At 71.8% G+C, this 22,935-nt stretch carries 33 protein-coding genes and 1 pseudogene; 14 read left to right on the forward strand and 20 right to left on the reverse strand.

The window, feature by feature from the left end; translation table 11 throughout:
- Nucleotides 1-2 precede the first annotated feature (2 nt).
- On the forward strand, nucleotides 3-995 hold the full coding sequence (gene ftrA, locus FHU28_RS13215; RefSeq protein WP_184684050.1) for a transcriptional regulator FtrA: 993 nt from the start codon (nucleotides 3-5) through the stop codon (nucleotides 993-995).
- On the opposite strand, the gene FHU28_RS13220 is transcribed toward ftrA, so the two are convergent.
- The 5 genes from FHU28_RS13220 to FHU28_RS13240 all read right to left on the reverse strand — a co-directional run bounded on the left by FHU28_RS13220 (nucleotide 968) and on the right by FHU28_RS13240 (nucleotide 3,460).
- Nucleotides 968-1,330, reverse strand: a complete 363-nt coding sequence (locus FHU28_RS13220; protein ID WP_184684051.1) for a nuclear transport factor 2 family protein — start codon at nucleotides 1,328-1,330, stop codon at nucleotides 968-970. The genes ftrA and FHU28_RS13220 overlap by 28 nt on opposite strands.
- A complete protein-coding gene (locus FHU28_RS13225; RefSeq protein WP_184684052.1) occupies nucleotides 1,308-1,784 on the reverse strand; it encodes an SRPBCC family protein in 477 nt (158 codons plus the stop codon). Before FHU28_RS13225 ends, FHU28_RS13220 begins: the two co-directional genes overlap by 23 nt.
- The gene (locus FHU28_RS13230) at nucleotides 1,781-2,113 is read right to left on the reverse strand and encodes an ArsR/SmtB family transcription factor (RefSeq protein WP_116509474.1); all 333 of its coding nucleotides are present in this window, start codon (nucleotides 2,111-2,113) and stop codon (nucleotides 1,781-1,783) included. Before FHU28_RS13230 ends, FHU28_RS13225 begins: the two co-directional genes overlap by 4 nt.
- Before the next feature lie 85 nt (nucleotides 2,114-2,198).
- Complete coding sequence (locus FHU28_RS13235; protein WP_184684053.1) at nucleotides 2,199-3,014, reverse strand: NAD-dependent epimerase/dehydratase family protein; 816 nt, start codon at nucleotides 3,012-3,014, stop codon at nucleotides 2,199-2,201.
- Nucleotides 3,011-3,460, reverse strand: a complete 450-nt coding sequence (locus FHU28_RS13240; RefSeq protein ID WP_184684055.1) for a MarR family winged helix-turn-helix transcriptional regulator — start codon at nucleotides 3,458-3,460, stop codon at nucleotides 3,011-3,013. Before FHU28_RS13240 ends, FHU28_RS13235 begins: the two co-directional genes overlap by 4 nt.
- 172 nt (nucleotides 3,461-3,632) lie before the next feature.
- Here FHU28_RS13240 and FHU28_RS13245 point away from each other — a divergent pair, with 172 nt between their 5' ends.
- On the forward strand, nucleotides 3,633-4,370 hold the full coding sequence (locus tag FHU28_RS13245; RefSeq protein ID WP_260412929.1) for a hypothetical protein: 738 nt from the start codon (nucleotides 3,633-3,635) through the stop codon (nucleotides 4,368-4,370).
- A 4-nt stretch (nucleotides 4,371-4,374) separates the two neighbouring features.
- Here FHU28_RS13245 and FHU28_RS13250 read toward each other — a convergent pair whose 3' ends face one another.
- The 3 genes from FHU28_RS13250 to FHU28_RS13260 form a co-directional block, all read right to left on the reverse strand.
- Complete coding sequence (locus tag FHU28_RS13250; protein WP_184684056.1) at nucleotides 4,375-4,941, reverse strand: hypothetical protein; 567 nt, start codon at nucleotides 4,939-4,941, stop codon at nucleotides 4,375-4,377.
- An 18-nt stretch (nucleotides 4,942-4,959) separates the two neighbouring features.
- A complete protein-coding gene (locus FHU28_RS13255; protein WP_221453191.1) occupies nucleotides 4,960-6,099 on the reverse strand; it encodes a zinc-dependent alcohol dehydrogenase in 1,140 nt (379 codons plus the stop codon).
- 155 nt (nucleotides 6,100-6,254) lie between these two features.
- Entirely contained in the window at nucleotides 6,255-6,680 is a 426-nt protein-coding gene (locus FHU28_RS13260; RefSeq protein ID WP_184684058.1) for an iron chaperone, read from the reverse strand.
- A gap of 144 nt (nucleotides 6,681-6,824) precedes the next feature.
- Between FHU28_RS13260 and FHU28_RS13265 the strand changes: the two genes are divergently transcribed.
- Nucleotides 6,825-7,562 (forward strand): VOC family protein, encoded by a 738-nt coding sequence (locus tag FHU28_RS13265; protein WP_184684059.1) that lies wholly within the window; start codon nucleotides 6,825-6,827, stop codon nucleotides 7,560-7,562.
- 48 nt (nucleotides 7,563-7,610) lie between these two features.
- Here the strand turns inward: FHU28_RS13265 and FHU28_RS13270 are convergent, their stop codons facing one another.
- A complete protein-coding gene (locus FHU28_RS13270) occupies nucleotides 7,611-7,973 on the reverse strand; it encodes an ADP-ribosylation/crystallin J1 (protein ID WP_184684060.1) in 363 nt (120 codons plus the stop codon).
- 90 nt (nucleotides 7,974-8,063) lie between these two features.
- Between FHU28_RS13270 and FHU28_RS13275 the strand changes: the two genes are divergently transcribed.
- From FHU28_RS13275 to FHU28_RS13285, 3 genes are all read left to right on the forward strand, one after another.
- A complete protein-coding gene (locus FHU28_RS13275; protein ID WP_184684061.1) occupies nucleotides 8,064-8,600 on the forward strand; it encodes a DinB family protein in 537 nt (178 codons plus the stop codon).
- An 82-nt stretch (nucleotides 8,601-8,682) separates the two neighbouring features.
- On the forward strand, nucleotides 8,683-9,297 hold the full coding sequence (locus FHU28_RS13280) for a dihydrofolate reductase family protein (RefSeq protein ID WP_184684063.1): 615 nt from the start codon (nucleotides 8,683-8,685) through the stop codon (nucleotides 9,295-9,297).
- Nucleotides 9,298-9,344: 47 nt separating this feature from the next.
- Complete coding sequence (locus FHU28_RS13285; protein WP_184684064.1) at nucleotides 9,345-10,241, forward strand: hypothetical protein; 897 nt, start codon at nucleotides 9,345-9,347, stop codon at nucleotides 10,239-10,241.
- Nucleotides 10,242-10,243: 2 nt separating this feature from the next.
- Here FHU28_RS13285 and FHU28_RS13290 read toward each other — a convergent pair whose 3' ends face one another.
- Genes FHU28_RS13290 through FHU28_RS13315 form a run of 6 tightly spaced genes read right to left on the reverse strand, consistent with a single transcriptional unit; the run spans nucleotide 10,244 to nucleotide 13,067 of the window.
- The gene (locus tag FHU28_RS13290) at nucleotides 10,244-10,780 is read right to left on the reverse strand and encodes an SUKH-4 family immunity protein (protein ID WP_184684065.1); all 537 of its coding nucleotides are present in this window, start codon (nucleotides 10,778-10,780) and stop codon (nucleotides 10,244-10,246) included.
- Nucleotides 10,777-11,313 (reverse strand): SUKH-4 family immunity protein, encoded by a 537-nt coding sequence (locus tag FHU28_RS13295; protein WP_184684066.1) that lies wholly within the window; start codon nucleotides 11,311-11,313, stop codon nucleotides 10,777-10,779. Before FHU28_RS13295 ends, FHU28_RS13290 begins: the two co-directional genes overlap by 4 nt.
- On the reverse strand, nucleotides 11,310-11,837 hold the full coding sequence (locus FHU28_RS13300) for an endonuclease (RefSeq protein WP_184684067.1): 528 nt from the start codon (nucleotides 11,835-11,837) through the stop codon (nucleotides 11,310-11,312). Before FHU28_RS13300 ends, FHU28_RS13295 begins: the two co-directional genes overlap by 4 nt.
- Nucleotides 11,830-12,324 carry a WXG100-like domain-containing protein gene (locus FHU28_RS13305; RefSeq protein WP_184684068.1) on the reverse strand — a complete coding sequence of 165 codons (495 nt, stop codon included), beginning with the start codon at nucleotides 12,322-12,324 and terminating at the stop codon, nucleotides 11,830-11,832. The genes FHU28_RS13300 and FHU28_RS13305 overlap by 8 nt, the downstream gene beginning before the upstream one ends.
- 3 nt (nucleotides 12,325-12,327) lie before the next feature.
- Nucleotides 12,328-12,657: a hypothetical protein gene (locus FHU28_RS13310; RefSeq protein ID WP_184684069.1), complete on the reverse strand. Its 330-nt coding sequence runs from the start codon at nucleotides 12,655-12,657 to the stop codon at nucleotides 12,328-12,330.
- The gene (locus FHU28_RS13315; RefSeq protein ID WP_116509488.1) at nucleotides 12,654-13,067 is read right to left on the reverse strand and encodes a YbaB/EbfC family nucleoid-associated protein; all 414 of its coding nucleotides are present in this window, start codon (nucleotides 13,065-13,067) and stop codon (nucleotides 12,654-12,656) included. Before FHU28_RS13315 ends, FHU28_RS13310 begins: the two co-directional genes overlap by 4 nt.
- A gap of 1,502 nt (nucleotides 13,068-14,569) precedes the next feature.
- On the opposite strand from FHU28_RS13315, the gene FHU28_RS13320 reads away from it, so the two are divergent.
- Complete coding sequence (locus FHU28_RS13320) at nucleotides 14,570-15,514, forward strand: FAD-dependent oxidoreductase (RefSeq protein WP_184684070.1); 945 nt, start codon at nucleotides 14,570-14,572, stop codon at nucleotides 15,512-15,514.
- 63 nt (nucleotides 15,515-15,577) lie between these two features.
- Entirely contained in the window at nucleotides 15,578-16,117 is a 540-nt protein-coding gene (locus tag FHU28_RS13325; RefSeq protein WP_184684072.1) for a hypothetical protein, read from the forward strand.
- Between the two features lie 9 nt (nucleotides 16,118-16,126).
- On the opposite strand, the gene FHU28_RS32585 is transcribed toward FHU28_RS13325, so the two are convergent.
- Nucleotides 16,127-16,255: a hypothetical protein gene (locus tag FHU28_RS32585; protein ID WP_260412936.1), complete on the reverse strand. Its 129-nt coding sequence runs from the start codon at nucleotides 16,253-16,255 to the stop codon at nucleotides 16,127-16,129.
- 114 nt (nucleotides 16,256-16,369) lie between these two features.
- On the opposite strand from FHU28_RS32585, the gene FHU28_RS13330 reads away from it, so the two are divergent.
- The gene (locus FHU28_RS13330; RefSeq protein ID WP_043325157.1) at nucleotides 16,370-16,558 is read left to right on the forward strand and encodes a hypothetical protein; all 189 of its coding nucleotides are present in this window, start codon (nucleotides 16,370-16,372) and stop codon (nucleotides 16,556-16,558) included.
- A gap of 9 nt (nucleotides 16,559-16,567) precedes the next feature.
- Here FHU28_RS13330 and FHU28_RS13335 read toward each other — a convergent pair whose 3' ends face one another.
- Nucleotides 16,568-17,272, reverse strand: a complete 705-nt coding sequence (locus FHU28_RS13335; RefSeq protein WP_184684074.1) for a hypothetical protein — start codon at nucleotides 17,270-17,272, stop codon at nucleotides 16,568-16,570.
- A gap of 196 nt (nucleotides 17,273-17,468) precedes the next feature.
- Here FHU28_RS13335 and FHU28_RS13340 point away from each other — a divergent pair, with 196 nt between their 5' ends.
- Genes FHU28_RS13340 through surE form a run of 3 tightly spaced genes read left to right on the forward strand, consistent with a single transcriptional unit; the run spans nucleotide 17,469 to nucleotide 19,485 of the window.
- The gene (locus FHU28_RS13340; RefSeq protein WP_184684076.1) at nucleotides 17,469-17,681 is read left to right on the forward strand and encodes a hypothetical protein; all 213 of its coding nucleotides are present in this window, start codon (nucleotides 17,469-17,471) and stop codon (nucleotides 17,679-17,681) included.
- 42 nt (nucleotides 17,682-17,723) lie between these two features.
- A complete protein-coding gene (locus tag FHU28_RS13345; protein WP_225980500.1) occupies nucleotides 17,724-18,665 on the forward strand; it encodes a 1-phosphofructokinase family hexose kinase in 942 nt (313 codons plus the stop codon).
- On the forward strand, nucleotides 18,655-19,485 hold the full coding sequence (surE, locus tag FHU28_RS13350; RefSeq protein ID WP_184684077.1) for a 5'/3'-nucleotidase SurE: 831 nt from the start codon (nucleotides 18,655-18,657) through the stop codon (nucleotides 19,483-19,485). Before FHU28_RS13345 ends, surE begins: the two co-directional genes overlap by 11 nt.
- A 52-nt stretch (nucleotides 19,486-19,537) precedes the next feature.
- Here the strand turns inward: surE and FHU28_RS13355 are convergent, their stop codons facing one another.
- Both FHU28_RS13355 and FHU28_RS13360 read right to left on the reverse strand, forming a co-directional pair.
- On the reverse strand, nucleotides 19,538-19,765 hold the full coding sequence (locus tag FHU28_RS13355) for a hypothetical protein (protein WP_184684078.1): 228 nt from the start codon (nucleotides 19,763-19,765) through the stop codon (nucleotides 19,538-19,540).
- Between the two features lie 66 nt (nucleotides 19,766-19,831).
- Nucleotides 19,832-20,659, reverse strand: a complete 828-nt coding sequence (locus tag FHU28_RS13360; RefSeq protein WP_184684079.1) for an alpha/beta fold hydrolase — start codon at nucleotides 20,657-20,659, stop codon at nucleotides 19,832-19,834.
- Between the two features lie 95 nt (nucleotides 20,660-20,754).
- Between FHU28_RS13360 and FHU28_RS13365 the strand changes: the two genes are divergently transcribed.
- A complete protein-coding gene (locus tag FHU28_RS13365; RefSeq protein WP_184684080.1) occupies nucleotides 20,755-21,789 on the forward strand; it encodes a sigma-70 family RNA polymerase sigma factor in 1,035 nt (344 codons plus the stop codon).
- A gap of 30 nt (nucleotides 21,790-21,819) precedes the next feature.
- Here FHU28_RS13365 and FHU28_RS33255 read toward each other — a convergent pair.
- Nucleotides 21,820-22,053: pseudogene (locus tag FHU28_RS33255) on the reverse strand (hypothetical protein); the annotation flags it as partial.
- Nucleotides 22,054-22,306: 253 nt separating this feature from the next.
- Here FHU28_RS33255 and FHU28_RS13375 point away from each other — a divergent pair.
- Entirely contained in the window at nucleotides 22,307-22,813 is a 507-nt protein-coding gene (locus FHU28_RS13375; RefSeq protein ID WP_184684081.1) for a winged helix-turn-helix domain-containing protein, read from the forward strand.
- The last annotated feature ends 122 nt before the right edge of the window (nucleotides 22,814-22,935 follow it).

Raw genomic sequence — 22,935 nt, forward strand, 5'->3', positions numbered from 1 at the left:
CCATGAGCCGTGCCACCGTGTCGGTGCTGGCGTACGAGGGCATGTCGGTGTTCGAGACCGGGATCGTCACCGAGGTCTTCGGCCTGCCCCGCCCGGAGTTCGACGTCGGCTGGTACGAGCTGACCGTCTGCGCGGAGACGCCCGGCGCGGTGCGGCTGGTCGGCGGCGCGACGCTGCACACCGACCACGGCCTCGACGCGTTCGCCGCCGCCGACACGCTGATCGTGCCCGGCGTCGCGGACGTGCACGCCGACCCGTCACCCCGGCTGACCGGCGCGTTGCGTGCCGCCCACCGGCGTGGCGCACGGATCGTGTCGATCTGCTCGGGGGCGTTCGCCCTTGCCGGCGCGGGCCTGCTCGACGGCCGCCGCGCCACCACCCACTGGCGGTACGCCGACCTGCTCGTCCGGCGTCACCCGGCGGTCCGCGTCGACCCGGACGTGCTGTACGTGGACGACGGAGACGTCCTCACCGGCGCGGGCAGCGCTGCCGGTCTCGACCTCTGCGTCCACCTGCTGCGCCGCGACCACGGGCCGACGATCGCCAACGCGGTCGCCCGCCGGCTGGTCGTGCCGCCGCACCGCGACGGCGGCCAGGCGCAGTTCATCGAGTCGCCGGTCCCGGACGACCCCGGCGACGACCGGCTCGCCGCCAGCATGTCGTGGGCGCTGGCGAACCTGACCGCCGAGATCACCGTGGCCCGGCTGGCCCGGCAGGCGCACATGTCGCCCCGCACGTACCTGCGGCACTTCGCGCGGGCCACCGGCACCACCCCGATCCGCTGGCTGATCGACCGGCGCGTCCAGGCCAGCCTTCCGTTGCTGGAGACGTCAAGCGCGCCGATCGAGGAGATCGCCGCCGCGGTGGGGTTCGAGACGGCTGTGACGTTCCGGCACCACTTCGCCGCCGCGATGCGGACCTCGCCGTCGGCGTACCGCCGGGCCTTCACCGGGGCGACAGGTGGTGCTCACGCCCGGGGCAGCGGGACGACGTAGGAGTCGACGCGGGCGATGAGCCCGTCCCGGAACGTGAACAGGTCGTTGAAGGCGAAGCGGAACGGCCCGTGCGCGACGCTCACGCCCCGGCCCTCGCCGGTGACCGCGACGACCGGCCCGTCCTCGATCACGCGCTCGACGTCGAGCCGCGGGCTGCCGGTGAAGGCCGGGTTCTCGATCTCGCCGTCGAACTCCGCCCGGCCCCGGGTGGTCCGGTGGCCGTGGATGACCCACTCCACGTCGTCGGTGAGGGTGGCGAGGATGCGCTCGTGGTCGCTCGTCCGGAAGCCGGCGAAGTACTCGGCTACCAGGTCACGCTGGGTTGTTCGGGGCACTGTTGCCTCCGTCGTCGTCGGGTCGCAGGTGTGCGGCGAGCGCGTCGAGGATGGACGCGAGCCCGTCGGCCGCCTGGTCGGTACGCAGCTCCGGCGGAAGCTTGCGCTGGTGCACCGTCAGATCCGTGCCGTCGCGCGCCGGCCGGAGCGTGACAGTCGTGCGCAGGCCGGTGACCGGCTCGTCGAAGACCAGTTCGCGCGGCGGGTCCACACTGACGTAGACGAACCGGAGTCGCCCGGTGCGGCCGTCCGGCGCGCGTGTGTCGAGAGCGAACTCCCCGCCCGGCCGCAGGTCGACGGTCACCGAGTCCGGCGGCACGCTGGCGTGGGAACCGCCCCAGAACGCCGCGATGCTCGCCGGTGAGGTGAAGGCGGCCCAGACCCGTCCGGGCGCGGCGGGCAGGCGCCGCCGGGCGATCAGTTCGTCGCCGTGCCGCTCGGTACGCGCCCTCACCGGGTTGCCTCCGGTCCGGCGAGGTGCTCCTCCAGCGCGTCGAGACGGTCGTCCCAGGCGCGGCGCTGCTCGTCGATCCACGTACTCAGCCGGGTGAGACGGTCGACGCGGAGCCGGCAGGGCCGTCGCGTGCCCTCCCGCCGCTGCTCGACCAGGCCGCACCGGCGCAGGACGCCGACGTGGTGGGAGATGGCCTGCGGCGTCAGGTCGAACGGCTCACCCAGCTCGCCCACAGTGGCCTCGCCGCGTGCGAGCCGGGTCACCAGGGCGCGGCGGACCGGGTCGCCGAGCGCGGCGAAGGCGAGGTCGAGGTCCGGATCGGACTGCATGCCCTCACGCTACCGCAAACATCAATTTGCGCAAACAATGCTTTGCAGATGAGCGTTCCACTGGCGAGCCGCAGCGCGGGTGGCGTCAGAGCGCGCCGTTGCGGACGGCCTCGTGGATGGTGCTGATCGTCGGTGTGAAGCCGAGGCTGCGGGCGAGGCTGATGTCCACCTGCCCCTGCCACGGCTGACTGAGCGGTTCGGCGGAGGAGCCGTAGGAGTAGCCGACGAGCTGCGACATCTCGTAGATGCTCAGGGGCGACTCATCGGCGATGTTGACAGTGCGGTAGTCGAACGCGCCCGTGAGGGCCAGTGCGAACGCCGTGGCGATGTCGGCGTGGTGGCAGACGCTCAGCCTCTGTGCCGGGTGCCACCCCATGCCGGCCGCGAGTTCGGGCAACGATTCGAGGTGCCCGTCCCGGTCTCCGTAGATGAATGGAAGCCGCAGGATGCCCCAGGTGAGCCCGCTGGCGCGAAGCAGCTGCTCGGCTTCGATCTTGCTGGCGGGGTAGGCGAGCGTCGGCGCGACGGGGTCGTCCTCACGCCCGGGGTGCGTGCTGTCGGCGCCGTAGACGTTGGAGGTGCTGGCCAGCAGGAACCGGGCCTCCGGCGCGTGCTTCTCGACGGCGGCGATCAGGTTGCGGGTGCCGTCACGGTTGACGGCCCAGATCTGGTCGTCGTCGCGGGTGCGGAAGACGGCGGCCAGGTGGATGATCGCGGTGACGGCTTCCACGGCTGCCGGCAGGGATTCGGGGCTGAGGACGTCACCCTCGACGCGCCGTACGCCTTGGGGTACCGCTTTTCCGGGACGGACGAGGGCGCGGCACTCGACACCCGCCGCGGTGAGTCGCCCGAGCAGGCGGGGGCCGACGAGGCCCGTTCCGCCGGTCACGAGAACGGTCATGATCCGTGCTCCTTCCGGTAGTCGACGAGTCGTCTGGTCGCGCCGCTGAGGACGCGATTCATGGTTTCGATGTCCGCGGGGTCGACTCCGCCGAAGGCGACTTCCGCGATCAACGCCATCGGATCGGGGAGCGAGTTCCACAGGCTCACGCCGGCCGGCGTGATGTGCAGCTGTTTCTGACGCTGGTCGTCCGGGTCGGGCACCTGTTCGATCAGCCCTTTGCGTACGAGCGCTGCGATGACCGCGCTGAGGGTCGCCCGTTCGACCTCGAGTTCGCGGGTGAGGGTGCGCTGGCCGACCGGCCGGCCCTCACTCAGCCGGTACAACACGTACCACTGGGTGTTGCCGAGATCGTAGGGGCGCAGCACGGACTCCATGAGGGCCCGGCTGGCGAGGAAGTACTTCTTCGCCCAGACGCCCGGAGCGTCCAGCTCGTAGGCGCTCATTTCGTTAGGCACCTGACAACATTGTCAGGTGCCTAACGAAATGGCAAGAGGTGGCTGCGCGCCGGAACGCGGCGGGGTGCCCGGCAGTTGGGGGAGGAGGGGGACGGGCGCGCCGTTTCGGGCGGCGTGGCATCGGGAACGTCGTCGGGACGGGCACGGGACGGAGGTCGACATGAGGACACCGAGTCGCCGTCGGCGGATGCTTGGCGTACCCCTGCTCGTCGCCACGCTGCTGGCCGGCGCCTGCGGCGACGGCGGCGGGAACGACGGCGGCGCCGCGGACCCGGGCGCGACCTCGGCGACCACCCCCGCGACGCCGGAGGCGTCGCAGTCGTCCGGCGGGCGCGTGACGATCCCGACGTCCGCCTTCGCCGACCTGCCGCCGGAGCTGCGCAAGACCGACGCGCAGCCGATGGAGGTCACCGACGCGCTACCCGAGTTGTGCGACCAGGAGTTCCGCAGCGGCGGACGGTCGGTCACCGCGAGCGCCGCCATGACGAGCGCCTACAAGCAGCCCAAGGACCCGCCGGAGAACGTCCCCTACGGCACGCTGCACCAGACCGTCTTCGCCTTCGAGGGCACCGGCGCCGCCGACTACCTGCGCCGGGTCCGCGGCGCGATGGAGTCATGCCGGTCGTTCAAGGAGGCCGGCGGCACCGTCACCGTCCGGTCCGAGCCGATGGCCCGGACCGGGAACGAGGCGCTGCTGGTGACCGTCACCCGGCCGGCGACCGGCCTCGACGGCAGCCCCGCCGAAGGGCAGGCCACCAGCCAGATCATCGTGATCCGGGTCGCCGACGCGGTCACCGTCGTGCACGACCAGGGCTGGGAGGGGACCAGCAACGACCCCGCCCTGACCGACGACATCGCCGCGGCCGCGGTCCGCGGCCTCGACTCCTGGCAGCGCTGACCGCCTAACCGCGTCGCGCCACCCGGCGTACGAGCAGGTACGCCACGCCGCCGGCCAGCAGCCACGGCGCGGCGATCACGATCGGATCCAGCGGGTGGTGCACGCGGTCGACCCGGTTACCGCGCCGGGACGACAGCCCGTGGTGGGTGAACTCGCTGCGTACGCCCGTCTCGGCCACCAGGTTGTCCGGGTGGCGGCGCAACAGCGACCCCAGCCTGCTCTCCGCCGTGTCGACCCGGTCGGCGGCGAGCAGCAGCAGCCAGTGCGCGGCGCGGCCCTCGCTGAACCGGCGGTACGAGTAGCGGCGGATCACACCGGAGAGCCCCTTGGGCGGGCACGAGGTGCCGAAGACCGGGGTGAGGAACTTGTGCTCGATCGACCGCTCGCGCGGCCACTTCTCCGGCTGCCGCTCGGGGAACTCCCAGTGCGCGCCGGTGATCTCCGGGGCGTAGCGCTCCTGCGGCACGGAGGGCCGGTCCGCCGGGTCGAGGTCGGCGCCCCACCCGGGGATACGCGCGCGCAGCTCGTCCGGGGACTCGGTGAGTTTCGGCTTGTCCGGCGTGTACGGCATGGTCGGCTCCCGGTCCTCTCAGGCGGCGTTCGGGACGATGAGCGGCTTGATGCAGCCGTTGAGCTTGGCGGAGAACATGTGGTATGCCTCGGCGACGTGCTCCAGCGGGATGTGGTGGGTCACGATGTCGCTGGGCTTGAGGTAGCCGTTGCGGATGTGCTCGAACAGGCGCGGCCACTGCCGCTTCACCGGGCACTGGTTCATCCGCAGCGTCAGCCCCTTGTTCATCGCGTCGCCGAACTTCACCGCGCTGAACATCGGCCCGTACGCGCCCATCACGGAGATCGTGCCGCCCTTGCGTACCGAGTCGATGGCCCAGTTCAGCGCCACCGGCGAACCGCCCTGCAACTTCAGCTTCGCCGCGGTGACGTGCTGCAGCAGGTTGCCGTCCGCCTCCGCGCCGACCGCGTCGATGGCGACGTCCGCGCCCAGGTGGTCGGTGATCTTCTTCATGTGCACGACGATGTCGTCGTACTCGGCGAAGTTGTACGTCTCGGCGTGGGCGAAGGACGCCGCCTTCTCCAGCCGGTAGTCGAGGTGGTCGATGACGATGACCCGGCCGGCGCCCATCAGCCACGCCGACTTGGCGGCGTAGAGGCCGATCGGTCCAGCACCGAAGACGACAACCACGTCCCCCTCGGCGATGTCACCGAGCTGCGCGCCGAAGTAGCCGGTGGCGAGCGCGTCGGTGAGCAGCACCGCGTCGTCGTCGTCCATCCACTCCGGAATCAGGCTCGGCCCGACGTCGGCGAACGGCACCCGGACGTACTCGGCCTGGCCGCCGTCGTAGCCGCCGCAGGTGTGCGAGTAGCCGTAGATGCCGCCCACCGCCGTGGCGTTCGGGTTCACGTTGTGGCAGTTGCTGTAGAGACCCCGGGCGCAGAAGAAGCACGACCCGCAGTACACGTTGAAGGGCACCATCACCCGGTCGCCCGGCTTGACGTTGCGCACCGACGGCCCGACCTCGTCCACCACGCCGACGAACTCGTGACCGAACGTCATCCCGACCCGGGTGTCGGGCATCATGCCGTGGTAGAGGTGCAGGTCGGAGCCGCAGATGGCGGCCCGCGTCACCCGCACGATCGCGTCGTTGGGGTGCTCCACGACGGGCCGGTCCTTCTCCTGGACCCGCACCCGGTACGGACCGCGGTAGACCATTGCTCGCACTCGACGCCTCCCGGATGCCCGTGCCGTTGTTCGACTCGCCCCGGATCGTCCGGTGCACTGGAAGGGCTACCCCCGAAGATGAGGGGCAAACGGGAGCGCGATGCCGCGCGGACCACGTCGGCACCGCACCGCCCGCCTGACGACGGTCAGGACACGGCGGCCCGTACCAGCTCGGCGAGCTTCTTCTCCACCTCCGGGCTCCACCGCACCAGCGCGAACGACGCCGGCCACATGTCGCCGTCGTCGAGGTTCGCCGCCTCCTGGAAGCCCACCGTCGAGTAGCGGTACTTGAACTTCCCCGCGTCCTGGAAGAACACCACGATCTTGCCGGCCGCGTTGGCGTACGCGGGCATGCCGTACCAGGTCTTCGGCGCCAGCTCCGGCGCGGCGGAGGTGATCGTCATGTGCACGCGCTCGGCCAGCTCGCGGTCCTCCGGCGCCATCTGCGCGATCCGGTCGAGCACCGCCTGGAGGTCGTCGGCCTTCTTCGCGCCCTTCCTGCCCTCGGCGCGCAGCTCGGCGGCGCGCTCCTTCATCGCGGCGCGCTCCTCGGCGCTGAACCCGTCGGACATCTCGATTCCCCCTCGTGACTCGCGGTCCGCGTGGTGCCGACCGCCCGATGACAACGCTAGGGCGCGGCGGTGCCGGTGTGCTTCTCGATTCCTGATCACCTGCCGGGACCACGGCGACCCGGCGTTCCGCCTACCATCGCCGCCATGGCAACCCGGTTCGTGCAGATCAACATGAAGGCCCACGACGAGGTGGCGCTCGGCGGCTTCTGGGCGAAGGTGCTCGGCTGGGAGATGTCCAGCGAGGGCCCCGGCGTGACCAACCTCGAACCCGAGGGCCTCACCTACCCGGACCCGAGCACCCTGTACGTCGACCTGGTCGTCTCCGCCGAGCCCAAGACGGCGAAGAACCGGGTCCACGTCGACCTCGCGACCACCTCGGCCGCGCACCACGCGGAGCTGGTCGCGCGCCTGACCGCTCTCGGCGCCACCCCCGCCGACGTGGGCCAGGGCGACGTGCCGTGGACGGTCCTGGCGGACCCGGAGGGCAACGAGTTCTGCGTACGGGAGCCGAACCCGCTGTACGCGGACACCGGTCTCATCGGCGCGGTGGTGGTCGACTGCGCCGACCCGCGCGCCATGGCCGACTTCTGGGGCCGCGCCACCGACTGGACGGTGCACGAGGTGACCGACCAGCAGGCGGTGCTGCGCTCCGCCAAGGGCGTCGGCCCCTACCTGCGGTTCGTCCGCACACCCGACGCGAAGACCGGGTGGAACCGGGTCCACCTCGACGTCCGCCCGTACCCGTCCGACGACCTGGACGCCGAGGCCGCGCGCCTGCGGACGCTGGGCGCCACCGACGCCGACCTGGGCGGGGCCGACACTCCGTGGCGGGTGCTGGTCGACCCGGAGGGCAACGAGTTCTGCGTCCTCACCCCGGCCTGACCCACCGACGGCGGCACCGGGCGGGCCCGACCACCCGCCCGGCGTCGGTCAGGCCGCCCGCTCCGGCGGCCGGAACTCGTGGACCACCTCGATCGGCCCGACGATGTGCCTGTTGAACTCGTCCAGCTCCTCGGCCGGCACCCACAGCTCCAGGATGTCCCGGCCACCGACCTGCCGGACCGGGTAGCGGGCGGCGAAGGCCCGGTCGACGTGGAAACGGGTCACGTAGCCGACGCCGGACGCCGGCACGTTCCAGTCCCGGGCGATCATGACGGCGTACTCCTCGTTGAGCACCGGATAGAAGATCGGCTGGTCGGGCAGGCGCGGTGGCCAGGCCCGCCAGCCGGAGGCGCGGACGAGGTCGAGCTCCCGGGGCCCGGTCGGGCGCCACAGCGTCGTCGTCTCCGTCATCGCGTACCCCTCTCGCGTCTGGTCCCGGGCACCGTACCGGCAGAACCTCGCCGCCCCCCACGCATTTCGCCGGCTGCCTATGCTTCGGCGATGGGCGACGCGATCACCGAGACCGAGGCCGAGGCGCTGCTGGCCGTCCTGGAGCGCAACCGGCGGACCTTCGCCTGGAAGACCGACGGGCTCGACGAGACCGGCCTGCGCGCCGTCACCGCCGCCAGCACCATGACGCTCGGCGGTCTGATCGCGCACATGGCCCTGGTCGAGGCGGACTGGCTGGCCGTGAAGGTGGCCGGTCAGGAGTACGGACCGCCGTGGGAGGGCGTCGACTTCGACGCCGAGCCCGACTGGGAGTGGCGTTTCGGCGCGCAGGCCGCACCGGAGGACGTGTACGCGCTGTGGCGGGCAGCGGTGCAGCGGTCGCGCCGGCTGATGGATGCCGTCGTCGCCGAACGTGGACTGGCCGGGCCGTCGTCGTTCACCTGGCCGAACGGGCGTTCCCCCACCGTTCGCAAGATGCTCCTCGACGTGATCGAGGAGTACGCCCGGCACACCGGCCACGCGGATCTGCTCCGCGAGGCGGTCGACGGGCGGGTGGGCGAGGGCGCTCCGCCGGATTTCACGTTCTGACCCGGTGACGTTGTCGCGGGCCGATGAGTTTGACACGGTGCGGCGGTCAACCCGTCGAACCCACCTGAGAAGGAGCACCGCGATGGCCACTGTCATCTCCACGCTGTTCATCTCGGCCGACGGTGTCGCCGAGATCGACCCCGACTGGCACTTCCCGTACTTCGACGACAACATGGGCCGCGCCGTCACCGAGGACTACGACACCTCCGACGTGCTGCTGATCGGCCGGGAGACGTACGACAGCTTCGCCGGCGCCTGGCCGGACCGGGAGGCCGCCGGCGGTGAGGACGCGCCGTTCGCCAAGCAGCTCGGCGACATGCGCAAGGTGGTCGTCTCGCGCCAGCCGCTGGAGTTCTCCTGGCGCAACTCCGAGCTGATCCAGGGTGACCTGGTGGACGCAGTGCGCGCGCTCAAGGCCGACGCCGGCATCAAGGGCATCCTCATCCCCGGCTCGATCTCGGTGGTGCAGCAACTGCTCGCCGCGGGCCTGGTGGACGAGCTGCGGCTGCTGGTGCACCCGGTCGCCGCGCGCAAGGGCCGTCGGCTGTTCGACGAGGGCGACGCGCCGTACCACCTGAGGGTGGCCGGGACCGAGACGTACCCGACCGGCGTGATCCGGGTGATCTACACCCCGGCGCCGGCGCCGGGCGCGGTCGGCTACGACGACGTCAAGGACCAGGTGCCGGCCGGCAGCTGACGATCACGGGGCGGCGCCGGGCCGGTGTGCCGTGAAAGGATCCGCCGGTGCGTCGCGCCCCGCTGCTGCTGATCCTCGCGGCCGTGTGCGCCGTCGCCCACGTCGTCGGTGTCCTGGTGGCCGCACCGCTCTGGCGCGGCGCGGAGGTGCTGAGCCTGGCGCTGCTGCTCGCGTACGCTGTCGCCGCCGGACTGCCCGCCCCGCGCTGGGCGGTGCCGGTGGCGCTCGCACCGCTGCTCGTGGACGCGGTCCGCACCATGCCGGCCGGCGCGGGCGCCGGGGACGCCGGCTGGGTGGTGTACGGCAGCGGCGACAGCGCCTTCGACCGGACGGCCGGCTTCGACGCGGCGTTCGCCGGGAGCTGGGCGGCGCTTGTCGCGGTGGCGGTGCTGCTGGTCGCGTTCCGGGGCCGTGGACGGCGGCGGCGCCTGATCGCCGCGGCGGTCGCCGCCGCGCCCGTCGTCGGGTATGCGGCCGTCCGGGCCGCCGACATCGGCGTCGCCGTCGCCGCCAGTAACCGGGTCGTGGAGACCCGTACCCGGACCACGCTGACCCGGGGGGAGGGCCCGGGGTACGACCATGTCGACGTCGTGCCCGCGCTCGTCCTCGCGGTGCTGCCGCCGCTGGCTCTCGCCCTCGCCGCGCTGGCGCTCGCCGTGCTGCTGGCCGGGCGGGGCCGGCGGCTCGCCGCGACCGGGGCGGCACTGCTGGCGGTGCTCGCGTTGCCGCTGCTCGACGCGGCGCTGGCCGCGGTGCCGCATCCGTTCGAGGCCGACGGCACCGCGCTGTTCGCCTGGTACGCCATCCCGCCCACCTCGGCGATGCCGCAACCAGTGGCGGCGCTGACGGCGGCGGCGGAGCTGGCCGCGTACCTGCTGCTCGTCGCCGGCGTGACCGGTGCGGACCGCGCCGCGCCGGCGGTGCCCGCGGCGGCGGCCCGTTGACCTCAGGCGGTCGACTCCAGCTCGTCGAAGGCCACGTTCCACCACGACTCCGGCTCGCCGAACGCGACCGGGTCGACCGGGCGCAGGTCGTCGCGGATCGCCGCCGCGCGGGTCGCGCGTTCCCGGCCGCCCGGGTCGGTGGCGATGAGCTGCCCGAGCCGGTAGAGGAACTCCACGAACGCGGCGAACGTGCTGTTCACCGTCTCCAGGTTCGGCGTCTCCAGGTCCAGCAGGATCACCGCGCCGGTGCCGGCGTCCAGGCAGAACAGCAGCGCCGCGTCCTCCGGCGAGGCGCCCAGCACGATGTACGGGCGGGGGCCCTGGTCGCCCAGCTCGATCGACAGCGTGGAGAACAGCTCGACGTCGGGCACCGTCACGTCCACAGTGAACAGGATCGGCACCTCGACCGGCAGCGCGCCGTCGGGCGGGAAGACCGCCGGCCCGAGTGGCCCGAGGATCGCGTCGAAACGCTGGTCGGGGAAGTAGATGACGCCCCGCTCACCCCAGAGCGCGGTGAGCTGTTCGCGGGTGACGGTCACGGCTGCGTCTCGTCCTCGTCCGTCTCGTCGAGCAGGCCCTGCCGGTCCAGGAACGCGTACCACCCGTCGTCGTCGGTGACCAGTTCGGCGTAGCCGGGGCCGAGCACGTAGTAGTGCACGAACGAGTCCAGGTCGGGCGCCAGCTCCTCGAACGCGTCGCCCATGAACCACTCGGTGCCGGTGGGCGGGAAGTACCACACCGCGCCGGTGGCGCGCTCCAGGAAGATCGGCTCGTCGCTGCGCGTGCCGACCACGAGCCAGCCGGTCTTGTCCTGGCCGACGGGGGAGAAGTCGGGCGCGTAGTCGAGGAAGTACTGGACCCCGGCCAGCCGGGCGGTCGAGGCCAGCTCGAACGCGCCGGCCCGCAGGCCGTCGGCGGCGAGCAGGAACTCGCGCAGGCCGGCCGGCAGCTCCGCCGGCACGTCACCGTCGTCGGCGGGGTCGCCGATCTGCGCGTACGCGAGACTGGCCGGCTCGTCCGCGGCCAGGTCGGCGCGGAGTTCGGCGAGAAGCTGCGCGAGATCGGAAGTCAATCCACTACCTCTATTCGGATCGGGGTTCCGTCCGGCAGATTCTGGATCTGCCCCCAGATCTGGGAGCCGATGTCCGTGTTCGTTCTACCATGCAGCAGCTTGAGGTTGTCGACGGTGTCCGGCCCGCCGAGCTGCAGTTCCCACACGTGGTCCGGATGGTAGTCGCTGAGCCGTCGACTGAGCCGGTTGGCGAGGTCCTTGTCGTGCGGCCAGTACTTGTCCCAGATCTTCTGCCGGATCCGCTCCTTGTACCCGTCGGTGATGCTCTTGTCGCGGGCCACCGGGTTGGTGGCCTTGTAGAGCTTGCCTTCGTCGCTGAGTTTCTTCAGCGCGGCCATCTTGCGCCGGAACTGGGCGGTGGCGTGGAAGTTCCGGCGTTCGACCCGGATCACCTTCGTGGGCAGGCTCCGGTTGGGCCCGGTGACCCGGACGATCGGCTTCTCCAGCTTCTCGACCGCCTTGCGGACGATCTTGCCGGCCGCCGGTTTCGCGGCGGCGCCGCGGCCGCGCCGAGGGCTAGGCATCGAGCAGTCTTCCGATGACCTGGTCGATGAGCGCGCCGACGATCTCCCGGGTGATGATCTGGAAGATCGGGATCTCGGCCAGCGAGGCGCCGAACGTGACCACGGCGGTGGCGATCGCCTGGGCGACCTGGAACGCCAGGATGGCCAGCTGCACGATCACCGCGATCTTCAGCGCCAGCACGATCGCCGCGCAGATGATCAGCCCGGCGCCGAGCAGCGTGGCCGCGGGCATGCTGTCGTGCAGCACGAGCGGGCCGTTCTGCTCGCCGCCCCACCACTTCTGGAATGCCGCGATCGCCGGGCCGACGTTCTGCGTCCAGACCTGCGCGGCCGCCGCGTCCGCCGCACCGGCCGCCGCACCGATCCGGCCGCCGAACTCGAGCCACGCCTGGCCCATCTCGAAGAGCTTCTCCTCGTCGGCCTGCGGCCAGGTGTAGCCGATCCAGCCGAGCGCGGTGATCAGCTCACCGGGTAGTTGCAGTCCCACGGCTCACCCCAGCCCGCCGGCCAGCGAGCGCATCGTGCCCGCGCCGTCCTCGTCGACCCGCTCGTACGCGTCGGCCATCCCGGCGATGTCGGCGCCCGCCGAGGTGAACTCCTCGGCCGCCATGCCGACGCAGTCGAAGATGTAGTTCGCCACCTCGGTGTAGGCGATGCCGATCAGCGACCCGATGTCGTCGGCGCCCCACGGTTCGCCGTAGCCCCGCATCCGCGCCTCGAACGCCTCCAGCTCGCCTTCGAACCGCTTGGCCAGGTCGCTGACGCCGCGCCCGGCGGCCCGGATCAGCGGCGGGTGCACCTCGAATCCGCCGCCGCTCATCGCTGCCCGCCGCGTGCCATCCGCTCCTGCGCCTCGGTCAGCGCGTCGAGGAACGACCCGAGCCGGGGTACGGCGGTGTCCCGTACCTCCTGCAACTGCTCCCGCAACTGCGCCATGTCAGCGACCTGCGGGGCCGGGCCGCTCCGCAGCCCGTCGATCGCCGCGTTGACAGCGGTCACGACGTGCGCGGTCAGCTCCTCGGACCCGAGCCGCATCAGCCGCGGCTCGACGTGCAGCGCGTGGAGCTTGCCGTCGCGCCCCATCTCGGCGCGTACCTGCCCGTCGGCGGCCTCGCCGACCACTGGCGTTTCCGCCTCGTCGGCCGGCGGTGGACCCACCGTCCGAAGCGCCGCCATCGTCGCGTCGAGCATGCGGGTGAAGTCGCCGCTCATCGAAGGATCCGCACTCATGAGCCCTCCCCAAGGCCAAACCCCGAGCGTAACCGAGACGGACAAAGCGATTCGCCCCCACGGAAGGCCTTCACGCACCGCAGTCAGTTCGGGTTGATGAACAATGCCTGGCGTAGCAACGTGCGCTGCACAGCTACGGCCAGGTCAGCCGCGCCCACGACAAAGAGCAACGCCTGGAACGGTAAGGTCACCGCTTACGGCAGCCGTTGCAAGAAGCTCGAGGTCATGCCTGCGCACCACTATTATCGACCCCGCCCATGAGAGCCGGCCATGTCCACATCGACCGATCCCTGAGCAGGGCGAAGACGAGGGGCAGTAGGGCGGCTGAGCATCCCTTGGCGGCATCCCGGTTTGAGACGGCCACCGGCTGGCCGTAGCTTCCAGGGTGGAACACCGCATAAGTTGACCAGCAGATGGTGGCTTGACGACGTCCGGCAACCGGGCTCGCTCAGTGCCCGCGCGGTGACGAGGCGCGGGCACTGAGCGACGGCGATCAGAGAGATCCCGCGAGCAGAATCACGATCACCAGGATCTGGATGACCACGACCCGGTCGAGCCTGATCTTCGCAGTAACTTCCATGGCTTTCCTCCGTCGGCTGTCGATGCGGGCGACCCGGACTGACCTCGTCACGCTCGGTCTCCAGTTGCACCTGGAGGCGAGGTCCTTGCTCACATATTCCACTAGCCGCAGCGCGAATGCACCCCTCGCGCGGTCGAGACCCGAATAAAGCGGTGATCAGCGCTTGAAAGAATGTCGTGTAGTTGGCGGGTGTGGAGTATCTGTGCAGGTCAGGGCCCGGCGAGGGGTAGCAAAAGGGTTAGATGACGGAAACTGTTGTCTGGCTTTCTCTCAGTCTCTGGAAAAGCTTTTTCCATGTCTTTCGAAATCCAATGTAGTGTCACTCGAAGGTGGCGTAAGCGCAGGCTGGCCATGTACGCTGAGCTGCAACGCTCCTGGCGGCAGCCGATAGATGCGGGTGACCCGGGATCGGCCGGCTTTCCCGTTGCACCGGGGAAGCCGGCACTTCAGGTCTGCTCGGAGCCGGAATATCAGCCGGTCTTTTGTGGCGACGCTAAGCTCGGTTGAGATGAGTGGTCGCCACGATCCCTTGCAAAGGGGGTAAGATGCCTTAACTCGGACATGTCAAGTAGTACGAAGGCTGAGAAGGCTGGACATACTACAGGCAAAACGGACATTTTTTTACAGTACAAGCACGCGCCGACTGTGCCCGCTTTAAGGGCATAAAATATGCTTTTATAAGCATGCATATTTTGCGTGTAAAGGCTATACATAGTCGCCTGCCATTTGAGTGCTGCGACAATTTGCACTTGCGGCCCATGTGGGGCGAGCTATCTGCTATCCATCGACCGACGAGCAAGCCAGCCAGGGTTCGCCCGTGCCGCCACCTCGGGCTCAGTCTTGACCCGAGGCTGAAGGGCGTCATCGGCGCCGAGGTGCGCCGTCGGCGCAACGACGTCGGTACGGGTGACGGGAGCGGAACATGACCGAGGCGGACGTGGTGGTGGTCGGCGGTGGCGTCGTGGGGATGACGACAGCGCTCACCCTCCAGCGGCGCGGTGCCCGGGTCACCGTGCTGACCGCCCACGACCCGGCCGGCACCGTGTCGACGGTGGCCGCCGCGGTCTGGTACCCCAGCCACACCGAGGAGGATCCCCGGGTGCTGCGCTGGGCCCGGGACGCCCACGCCGAGCTGCGCCGCCAGGCGGCCGACGGCGTGCCGGGGGTGGTCGACCGGCCCACCCGGATGTGGTTGCGCCACCGCTACGCCGGGCCGCCCTGGTGGGCCGACGCCTGCGGCGACCTCGTGGCCGAGCCGGCGGAGCCGCCGTACACCGCGCTGCTGCGGTTCACCGCCCCGTCGGTGGAGATGACCCCTTATCTCGCCTGGCTGCGGGAGCGCCTGGAGGCGGGCGGCGGCCGGGTCGTCCGCCGTGCGCTGGGCACGCTCGCCGAGGCGTACGAGGTCGCGCCGGTCGTGGTCAACGCGACCGGCCTGGCCGCCGGCCGGCTCGCCGCCGACGCGGCCGTGTACCCGGCGCGCGGGCACGTCGTGCTGGTGGCGAATCCTGGCCTGACCGTCTCGGTACGCGACGAGGACGACCCGGCTGGCATCACGTACGTGCATCCGCGCCGCCACGACGTGGTGCTCGGCGGCACCTACGAGGCGGGGGTGGGGCACACCCGCCCCGACCCCGAGGAGGCGGCGGCGATCCGGCGCCGGTGCGTGGTGCTGGTGCCGAAGCTCGCGGACGCGCCGGTGCTGGGGGAGCGGATCGGGCTGCGGCCGGCCCGGCACGGCGGCCCCCGGGTCGAGGTGGACCCGGCGGACGGGCGGCTGGTGCACGCGTACGGGCACGGCGGCGCCGGGATGACGTTGTCCTGGGGCTGTGCCGCCGAGGTCGCCGATCTCGCCTTGAGCGTCTGACCCTCCCGGCGCGGGCGAGCTGGCGGCCCACCGCCGGAGCGCGCAGCCGGTAACCTCGGCCCGGTGTCCGCCCGCCGCGCCGCGCTGTCCGCCCTCGTCGCCCTGATCACCGTCCACATCGGCTGCACGCTGGTTGCGCTCGCGGCGTACAGCCACCGGATCGGCCTGGTGACCCACGACGGCTCCGGCTTCCTGGTGGAGTTGCTCGACGCCGTGGTGCCCCTCCGTGACCTGCTGCCCGCCATGCTCTGGCTGCTGCCGGTCACGCTGCTCGTCACGTTCGCGGCCCTCGGCTGCTGGGCCGCCCGGCGGACCGTCCGTCCCGGCGACGAGCGGCTACCGAGGGCGGCCTGGACCGCCGGCATCGCCGCGGTGCTGCTCAACCCGCTCGCGGCCGTGCGCTACGCGTCCGCGACCGCGAACGGCGGCGAGTACATGCGTACGGTGCAGGTGGAGACCACCCTCCTGGTGCTCGCCGCTGCCGCGGCCACCACGATGAGCGCGCTCGCCGTCGCCGGGTTCGTGCGGCGCTCTGAGACGGCGAGGCCGCCGTCGCGGATGCGGGTGGACGACTGGTCCGCGGGCACGGCGGGACGAGAGTGACCTGTCCGCTCAGGTGTGCCTCGTCCACGCGACGAACCGGTGGAACAGTTCGTCGGGACGTGGACCCGGATCGGGGTTGAGTCTCAGCAGGTCGGCAGCGGCGTCGAACAGGCAGAGCCACAGCGGCCGGATCGCCACGTGCGGCCGGGTCGTTCTGGGCGGGCGGCCCGGCGGCGAGGATGTCGGCATACCCGGGTGACCGAGGCGTTGACCCGAGTCAAGGATCTGGGTCAACTGTCTAGCGTCCGGCGTATGGAGCTGGTGGGCGCAGCCGAGATTCGCGTGATGCTGGGCGGCATCAGCAAGCAGCGGGTCTACGTGATCACCAGTAACCGCAACTTCCCGGAGCCGGTGGCCGACCTCGTGCAGGGCAAGGTCTGGTTGAAGTCGGACGTCCAGGAGTGGATCAAGGAGCACCGGCCGGAGTTGGCCGCCGATTGAGCGTCGTGCTCACCGCTCCAGGACGGTGAGCCATTCGGCGGAGCGCGGGCGGTATCCGTGCAGCTCCAGGAGTCCGCGCACGATCGCCGGCACGTGCCCGGCGCCGTAGACGATCGCCACGTCGATGCGCTCGGCGGACCGGTTGCGGATCAGCTCGGCCAACGAGGCGAGCAGCCGCTCGTCGCGTTCACCGCCGAGCGTGCGGTCGAAGTGCTCGGTGACCTCGTCGTCGGCGTGCCGTTCGTCGGCGGGGGACGGCAGGTCGCTCACCTCGACCTCGGGCGAGAGCAGCCACCGGGTGCCGCCGAAGAACTGGATCACGATCACGACCGGGATCAGCGCCCAGATCTGGAGGCGGTACCGCAGCGGCATGGTCCGCCAGCCCTGGGCGAACTCCGCCGCCGTCACGTCCGGGTTGATCACCTCGACGCCGAGAGACGCGTACGGAATGGGGTCTGTCACCAGGCCGGAGCGCCGGTTGGCCGGCATGGCCCGGTAGGTGAGTGTCAACGCCGAGCCGACCACCGACCGGCCGCTGACGCCCTCGACGACGAGCAGGTCGCATTCGCGGAGTCGTTTCGTGACCGCCGCGTAAAACGCCGGGCTCGCCACGTGGTGCATCGGGAACACCAGGAACTGCAACTGGCTGCCGGGCCGGCGCAGGCGGAGAACGGCGGACCGGGTACCGACGACGCTGTGTTCGATGATCTGCATGCCTGCCCCCGTGGCTCGGCCGCTGTTGACGGCAGGGTAGGCGCGCCGGGCAACCCGCCCGATGCCCGCGCCTGGGCCGCCGAGCGGCGGCGCGGACCGGTCAGGAATCGAGAAGCCTCGCGCGGGTGGGCGGACCTAGCGTCTGCGGTACGGGCCTCCCACCGGGGCGGCCATCGGGGAAAAGGGGCACCAACCCATGGACCTCCGCATCCGCCAGCTCCACCGCTGGTTCTCGATCGCCTTCACGGTGACCGTCGTGGTCACGTTCGTCGCGCTGGCCCAGGAGGACCCGATCGTGTGGATCTCCTACGTACCGCTGCTGCCGCTCGCCCTGCTCCTGGTCAGCGGCCTCTACCTGTTCGCGCTGCCGTACCTGCGGCGTCGCCGCGCCGCCGCGCGTCCGCGCTGACCAGGGGGATTACCGGGGCCGGTCAGCGGGCACCACTGGCGAATGGACCAGAAGGTGATGGTGTTCGCCCCCGCGCCGCTGTTGACGGTGACCATCGAGCAGCAGGGCGAGGCGACCGAGCTGCATCTGCACCCGGGCGGTCAGGGGGTGTGGCAGAGCCGGATGATCGCCGCGCTCGGCGTGCCGGTGACCATGTGCGTGGGCCTCGGCGGCGAGGTCGGCGACGCGGTCCGCAAGCTGCTCGACGACGAGGACGTCACGGTACGGATGGTGCGCCGCGAGTCCGGCACCGGCTGGTACGTGCACGACCGCCGTGACGGCGAGCGGACCGAGATCGCCGAGCATCCGGGCGTGCCGATGGTGCGGCACGACATCGACGAGCTGTACACGGTGACGCTCACCGAAGGGCTGCGCGCACCGGTGAGCGTGCTCAGCGGACCAGCCGACCCGCAGGTGGTGGACCCGGACATCTACCGCCGGCTCGCCGCCGACCTGAGCGCCAACGGCGGGACGGTGGTGGCCGACCTGTCCGGCCCGTACCTGGAGGCGGTGCTCGACGGCGGGGTGAGCGTGCTGAAGGTCAGCCACGAGGAACTGCTCGACGACGGCCTGGCCAAGGACGACAGCGTGGAGGCGCTGCGCGACGCCGGTCGCCGGTGCCAGGAGCGGGGGGCGCGGACGGTGCTGATCAGCCGCGCCGGGGAACCCGCGCTCGCGCTGCCGGAGGACGGCGAGGCGCTGCTGGTGCACGCCCCGCCGCTGGAGCTGGCCGACCACCGGGGCGCCGGTGACTCGATGACCGCCGGGGTGGCGGCGGTGCTGGCCCGGGGCGGGGACATGCGGGAGGCGCTGCACGTCGGCGCCGCCGCGGGCGCGCTCAACGTGACCCGGCACGGGCTGGGCACCGGCCGCGCCGAGGCGGTACGGGAACTCGCCGGCCGGGTCCGGCTGACCCCGCTGGACGGTGGCGACGATGACGGCTGACCGGCCGCCCCGGGTGCTGGTGACAAACGACGACGGCGTGCACGCGCCCGGCATCCGCGCACTGGCCCGGGCCGCGTACGAGCGCGGGCTGGACGTGGTGGTCGCCGCGCCGCGGCACGAGGCGAGCGGGATGAGCGCGGCGCTGTCCGCGGTGACCGACGACGGGCGGCTGGTGTTCGGCGAGACCGAGCTGGACGGGCTGCCCGGCGTGCCCGCGTACGCGGTGGCCGCCTCACCGGCGTACATCGCGATCCTGGCCGGGCTCGGGGTGTTCGGGCCGGTACCGGACCTGCTGCTGTCCGGCATCAACCGGGGCGCGAACGCGGGCCACGCGGTCCTGCACTCCGGCACCGTCGGCGCGGCGCTGACCGCCGGCAACAACGGCATCCGCGCGCTCGCCGTGTCGCTCGACGTGCTCACCCCGGCGGCGGCGAGCGCCGGCAGCGGTGGCGCGGCGATTGCGGTGCTGGACACCGTGGACGACGAGTCCCGGCACTGGTCGACGGCCGCCGAGCTGGCCGGGAGTCTGCTGCCCTGGCTGGCCGGGGCGGACCCGGGCACCGTGCTCAACCTCAACGTGCCCGACCTGCCGGCCGATCAGGTGGCCGGGCTGCGCCAGGCGACGCTGGCGCCGTTCGGCCAGGTGCAGGTGTCGGTCGCCGAGCGCGGTGAGGGGTTCGTGCGTACGGCGGTGGAGGAGAACGCGGTCCGCGCGGTCCCCGGCACCGACATCGCCTGGCTGGCCGACGGGTACGCCGCGGTCACCGCGATCCGGGCGCTCGGGCACCTGCCCGACGTGGAGCTGCCGGTCGACGGCTGAGGACGGCTCCGCCCCGCCACCGCGACACGGGTGGCGGGGCGGAGCCGGTCGTTCACTCGCGGGCGGCGCGCCGGCGGTCGGCCTCGGCGTCGGCGGCGCCCACCGGGGTGCCGTCGCTGTCCCGGTCGGCCCCGGCCAGGTCCACGTCGGCGCCGGCCCGGGCGGCGTCCGCCGCCGCGTCGTCAGCGCCGACGACCTCACCGCCGTCGGTCTGTCCGTCGTCGGGGACCAGCTGCCCGGCGGTGGCCAGCCCGATCGGTGCGTACCTGGGGTCGGTCATCTCGTCCTCCTCACCGGTGTTCCTGACTCAGCGGTACCCCGGTGCGGGAGGCGGCACACGCGCGGGTCAGCGGTCCCGGTCGAGGAAGGCCAGGGTCACCGCGGCGAACAGCGGCGACTGGTCGATGTCGTAGTGGGTCAGGCCGGGCAGGATCGCCAGCGCGTGCCCGCCCGCCGGTCGGCCCTCGCCCGTCCAGCCGCCGTCGCGCCGGCCGCCGTCGAGCAGCCCGAACACCTCCACGAAGTGGCTCGGCGGAGCCATGTCGGCGTCGGCGGCGACCACGAGCGTCGGCACCCGCAGGGCACGCACCTGGTCGGTGAAGTCGAAGTCCTTGCGCATCGCCTCGCCGATCTTGTCGAGCAGCCGGGGGAAGTCCTCCGGGCGTGGCGCGACCCGCTGGTACAGCTCGTACATCGGGGTGTCCTTCAGGTATTCGGCCGCCGCGGCGTTCACCTGACCCTGCTGCGCCAGCAGCTCCGGGTAGACGGCGTCGCGGCGGATGTGCGCGGACGCGGCGACCAGCCGGCCGACCTTCTCCGGATGCCGGAACCCGACGTGCAGGGCGACGCCGCCGCCGAGGGAGAAGCCGACCACGTCCGGCCGGTCCAGCCCCAGGTGGTCGATCAGCGCGGCGACGTCATCGGCCATCAACGCCATGTCGAGCGGCCGGTCCACGTCCGCGGTGCGGCCGTGCCCCTGCAGGTCCACCACGACGACCTGGTGTTTCGCGGTGAGCATGGGCAGGATCGGCGCGAACATCTCGCCCGAGGTGAGCCCGCCGTGCAGCAGGATCATCGGCCGTCCGGTGCCGTGCGTCTCGTGGTAGAGGCGTACGCCGTTGACGTCGGCGTACCGCCCCGGGGCGTCGGTCTCGTCGCGCTGGGCGGTGGTCATCGGTGCTCCTCCGGTGTGGTGACCTGACGACCGTTGGACCGGGCGCGCGGGGCTTACTCATCGCCGCGGGCCCGGGGTACTCGCGTTCATGCAGCATGTGGGCTAGCTTCGGCGGGGTGAGCGAGGTGGCGAGCATTCCCGTCGAGGCGCAACTCGAGGCGTACCGGTCGGAGCTGACCGGCTACTGCTACCGGATGCTGGGTTCGGCCTTCGAGGCCGAGGACGCGGTGCAGGACACCTTCGTCCGGGCCTGGCGCAACTTCGACAAGTTCGAAGGGCGTTCCGCGCTGCGGACCTGGCTCTACCGGATCGCCACGAACGTCTGCCTCACCATGGCCACCAGCGCGCAGCGCCGGATCCGGCCGATGGACCTCGGCCCGGCGGGCGTCGGCACCGCCACCCATCCCGGCGAGCCGCGCCCGGAGCAGATCTGGCTCGGCCCGGTGCCCGACGACCGGGTGCTGCCCGAGGCCGGTGACCCGGCCGAGGTGGTCGCCGGCCGCGAGTCGGTGCGGCTGGCGTTCGTCGCGGCGTTGCAGCACCTGCCGCCCAGGCAGCGGGCCGTGCTGATCCTGCGCGAGGTGCTCGCCTGGTCGGCCCAGGAGGTCGCCGACCTGCTCGACACGTCGGTGGCGAGCGTCAACAGCGCGCTGCAACGGGCGCGGGCCACGCTCGCCTCGGCCGACACCGAGGCAGACGCGAGCCGTCCGCTCGATGACGAGCAGCAGGCGCTGCTCGCCCGCTACGTGCGCGCGTTCGAGGCGTACGACCTGACGGCGCTCACCGCGCTGCTGCACGAGGACGCGACGCTGTCGATGCCGCCGCTGCCGCTGTGGCTGCGCGGCCCCGAACACATCGCGGCCTGGATGGCCGGCACCGGCAGCGGCTGCCGCGGCTCCCGGCTGGTGCCGACCGCCGCAAACGGGATGCCCGCGTTCGGGCACTACCGGCGCGACCCCGACGGCTCAGGACACGTGCCCTGGGCGCTGATCGTGATCGGCGTCTCCGGCGGCCGGATCACGTCGCTCAACAACTTCCTCGACGTCGACCGCCTGTTCCCGCTGTTCGGGCTGCCCGCCCGGCTGGAGGAGGGCGCCGGCCAGCCCGAGCAGGCCCGCGAGCTCGCGTAGGTCGTCGCCCGCGCCGCGTACCTCCAGCCGCCAGCCGAACCGCCGCGCGGTCAGGCGCAGCCGCGCCAGCACCTCGACCGTTACCAGGTCCGGCGCGGCCACAGCGGACACGTCGCAGACCACCACCCCCCGGTCGCGGCCGCGCAGCGCCTCGGCCAGTTCGGCGCAGCGGGCGGCGATGTCCGCGCGGGTCGGCGTCCCGCCGGCCAGGGAGAGCATGTGCGTGATCACACGCATTGGACCGGCGTACGTCCCGGCTCTCATCGGTACGTGCGTGCCGAAACCCGACCCTGCGCAAACATGCCCCGGTCACGTTGTCGCATGCAGTTACATCGACGTTAACTGCTATACCAATCATCGGTGCTCGGCTATATGATCCCGGTAGTTCACCCCGAAGCCTCACGAAACCGCAGCTCCCGCACCCCTCGGGTCGAACTCCGCAAGCCAGGTGCCCCGCCTCGTCGTGCCTGGCGACCGCCCCGCGTTGCGGTTCAACCTGCCGGAAAGGTGGGAACGGATGACAGGGATGCCGTCCTTGGTCATCGGCGTCGCGTCCTCGTCGGCCGAGCGCCGGCAGCTGGCCCAGCTGCTCGGCGGCACCGAGGCGTTCCTGATCGTCTCCAGCGTCCACCAGGCCCGCCGCTTCCTCGACCTGGTCCGCCGTCCGGCCGGCCCGCCGGCGCCCCGGCCGCAGCCCGTCGGTGAGTCGCCCGTCCCGTCGTCCGGCCCGTCGTCCCGGCTGGAGCTGGGTGTCGACTCCGACCGGCGGGTGCTGCGCTGGCGGGAGCGGGAGGTCGGGTTGACGCCGCTGGAGCACGACCTGCTGGTCTGCCTGGCCGGCACGCCCGGTCAGGTGTGGACGTACGCCCGGCTGCACCGCGAGGTCTGGGGCAACGACCACCTGGGCCGGGGCTCGGACATGCACTCGGTGGTACGCCGTATCCGGCGCAAGCTGGCCCGCCTCAACGTTCCCGCGACCATCCACGCCGTCCGAGGCGTCGGCTTCCGCCTGACCCCACCCTGACCCACCCCACCCTCCCCGCCCCTGGCTCGCGCCGTTGATCTTGCAGTTGCGGCCCTTTGGGTGGGGCTTTTGTGTGCCTTGTCGGGGCGGTAACTGCAAGATCGCGGGGGACGAAGTGGGGT

The organism is Micromonospora echinospora (genome assembly GCF_014203425.1).
In the GTDB taxonomy this organism is placed as follows: Bacteria; Actinomycetota; Actinomycetes; order Mycobacteriales; family Micromonosporaceae; genus Micromonospora; species Micromonospora echinospora_A.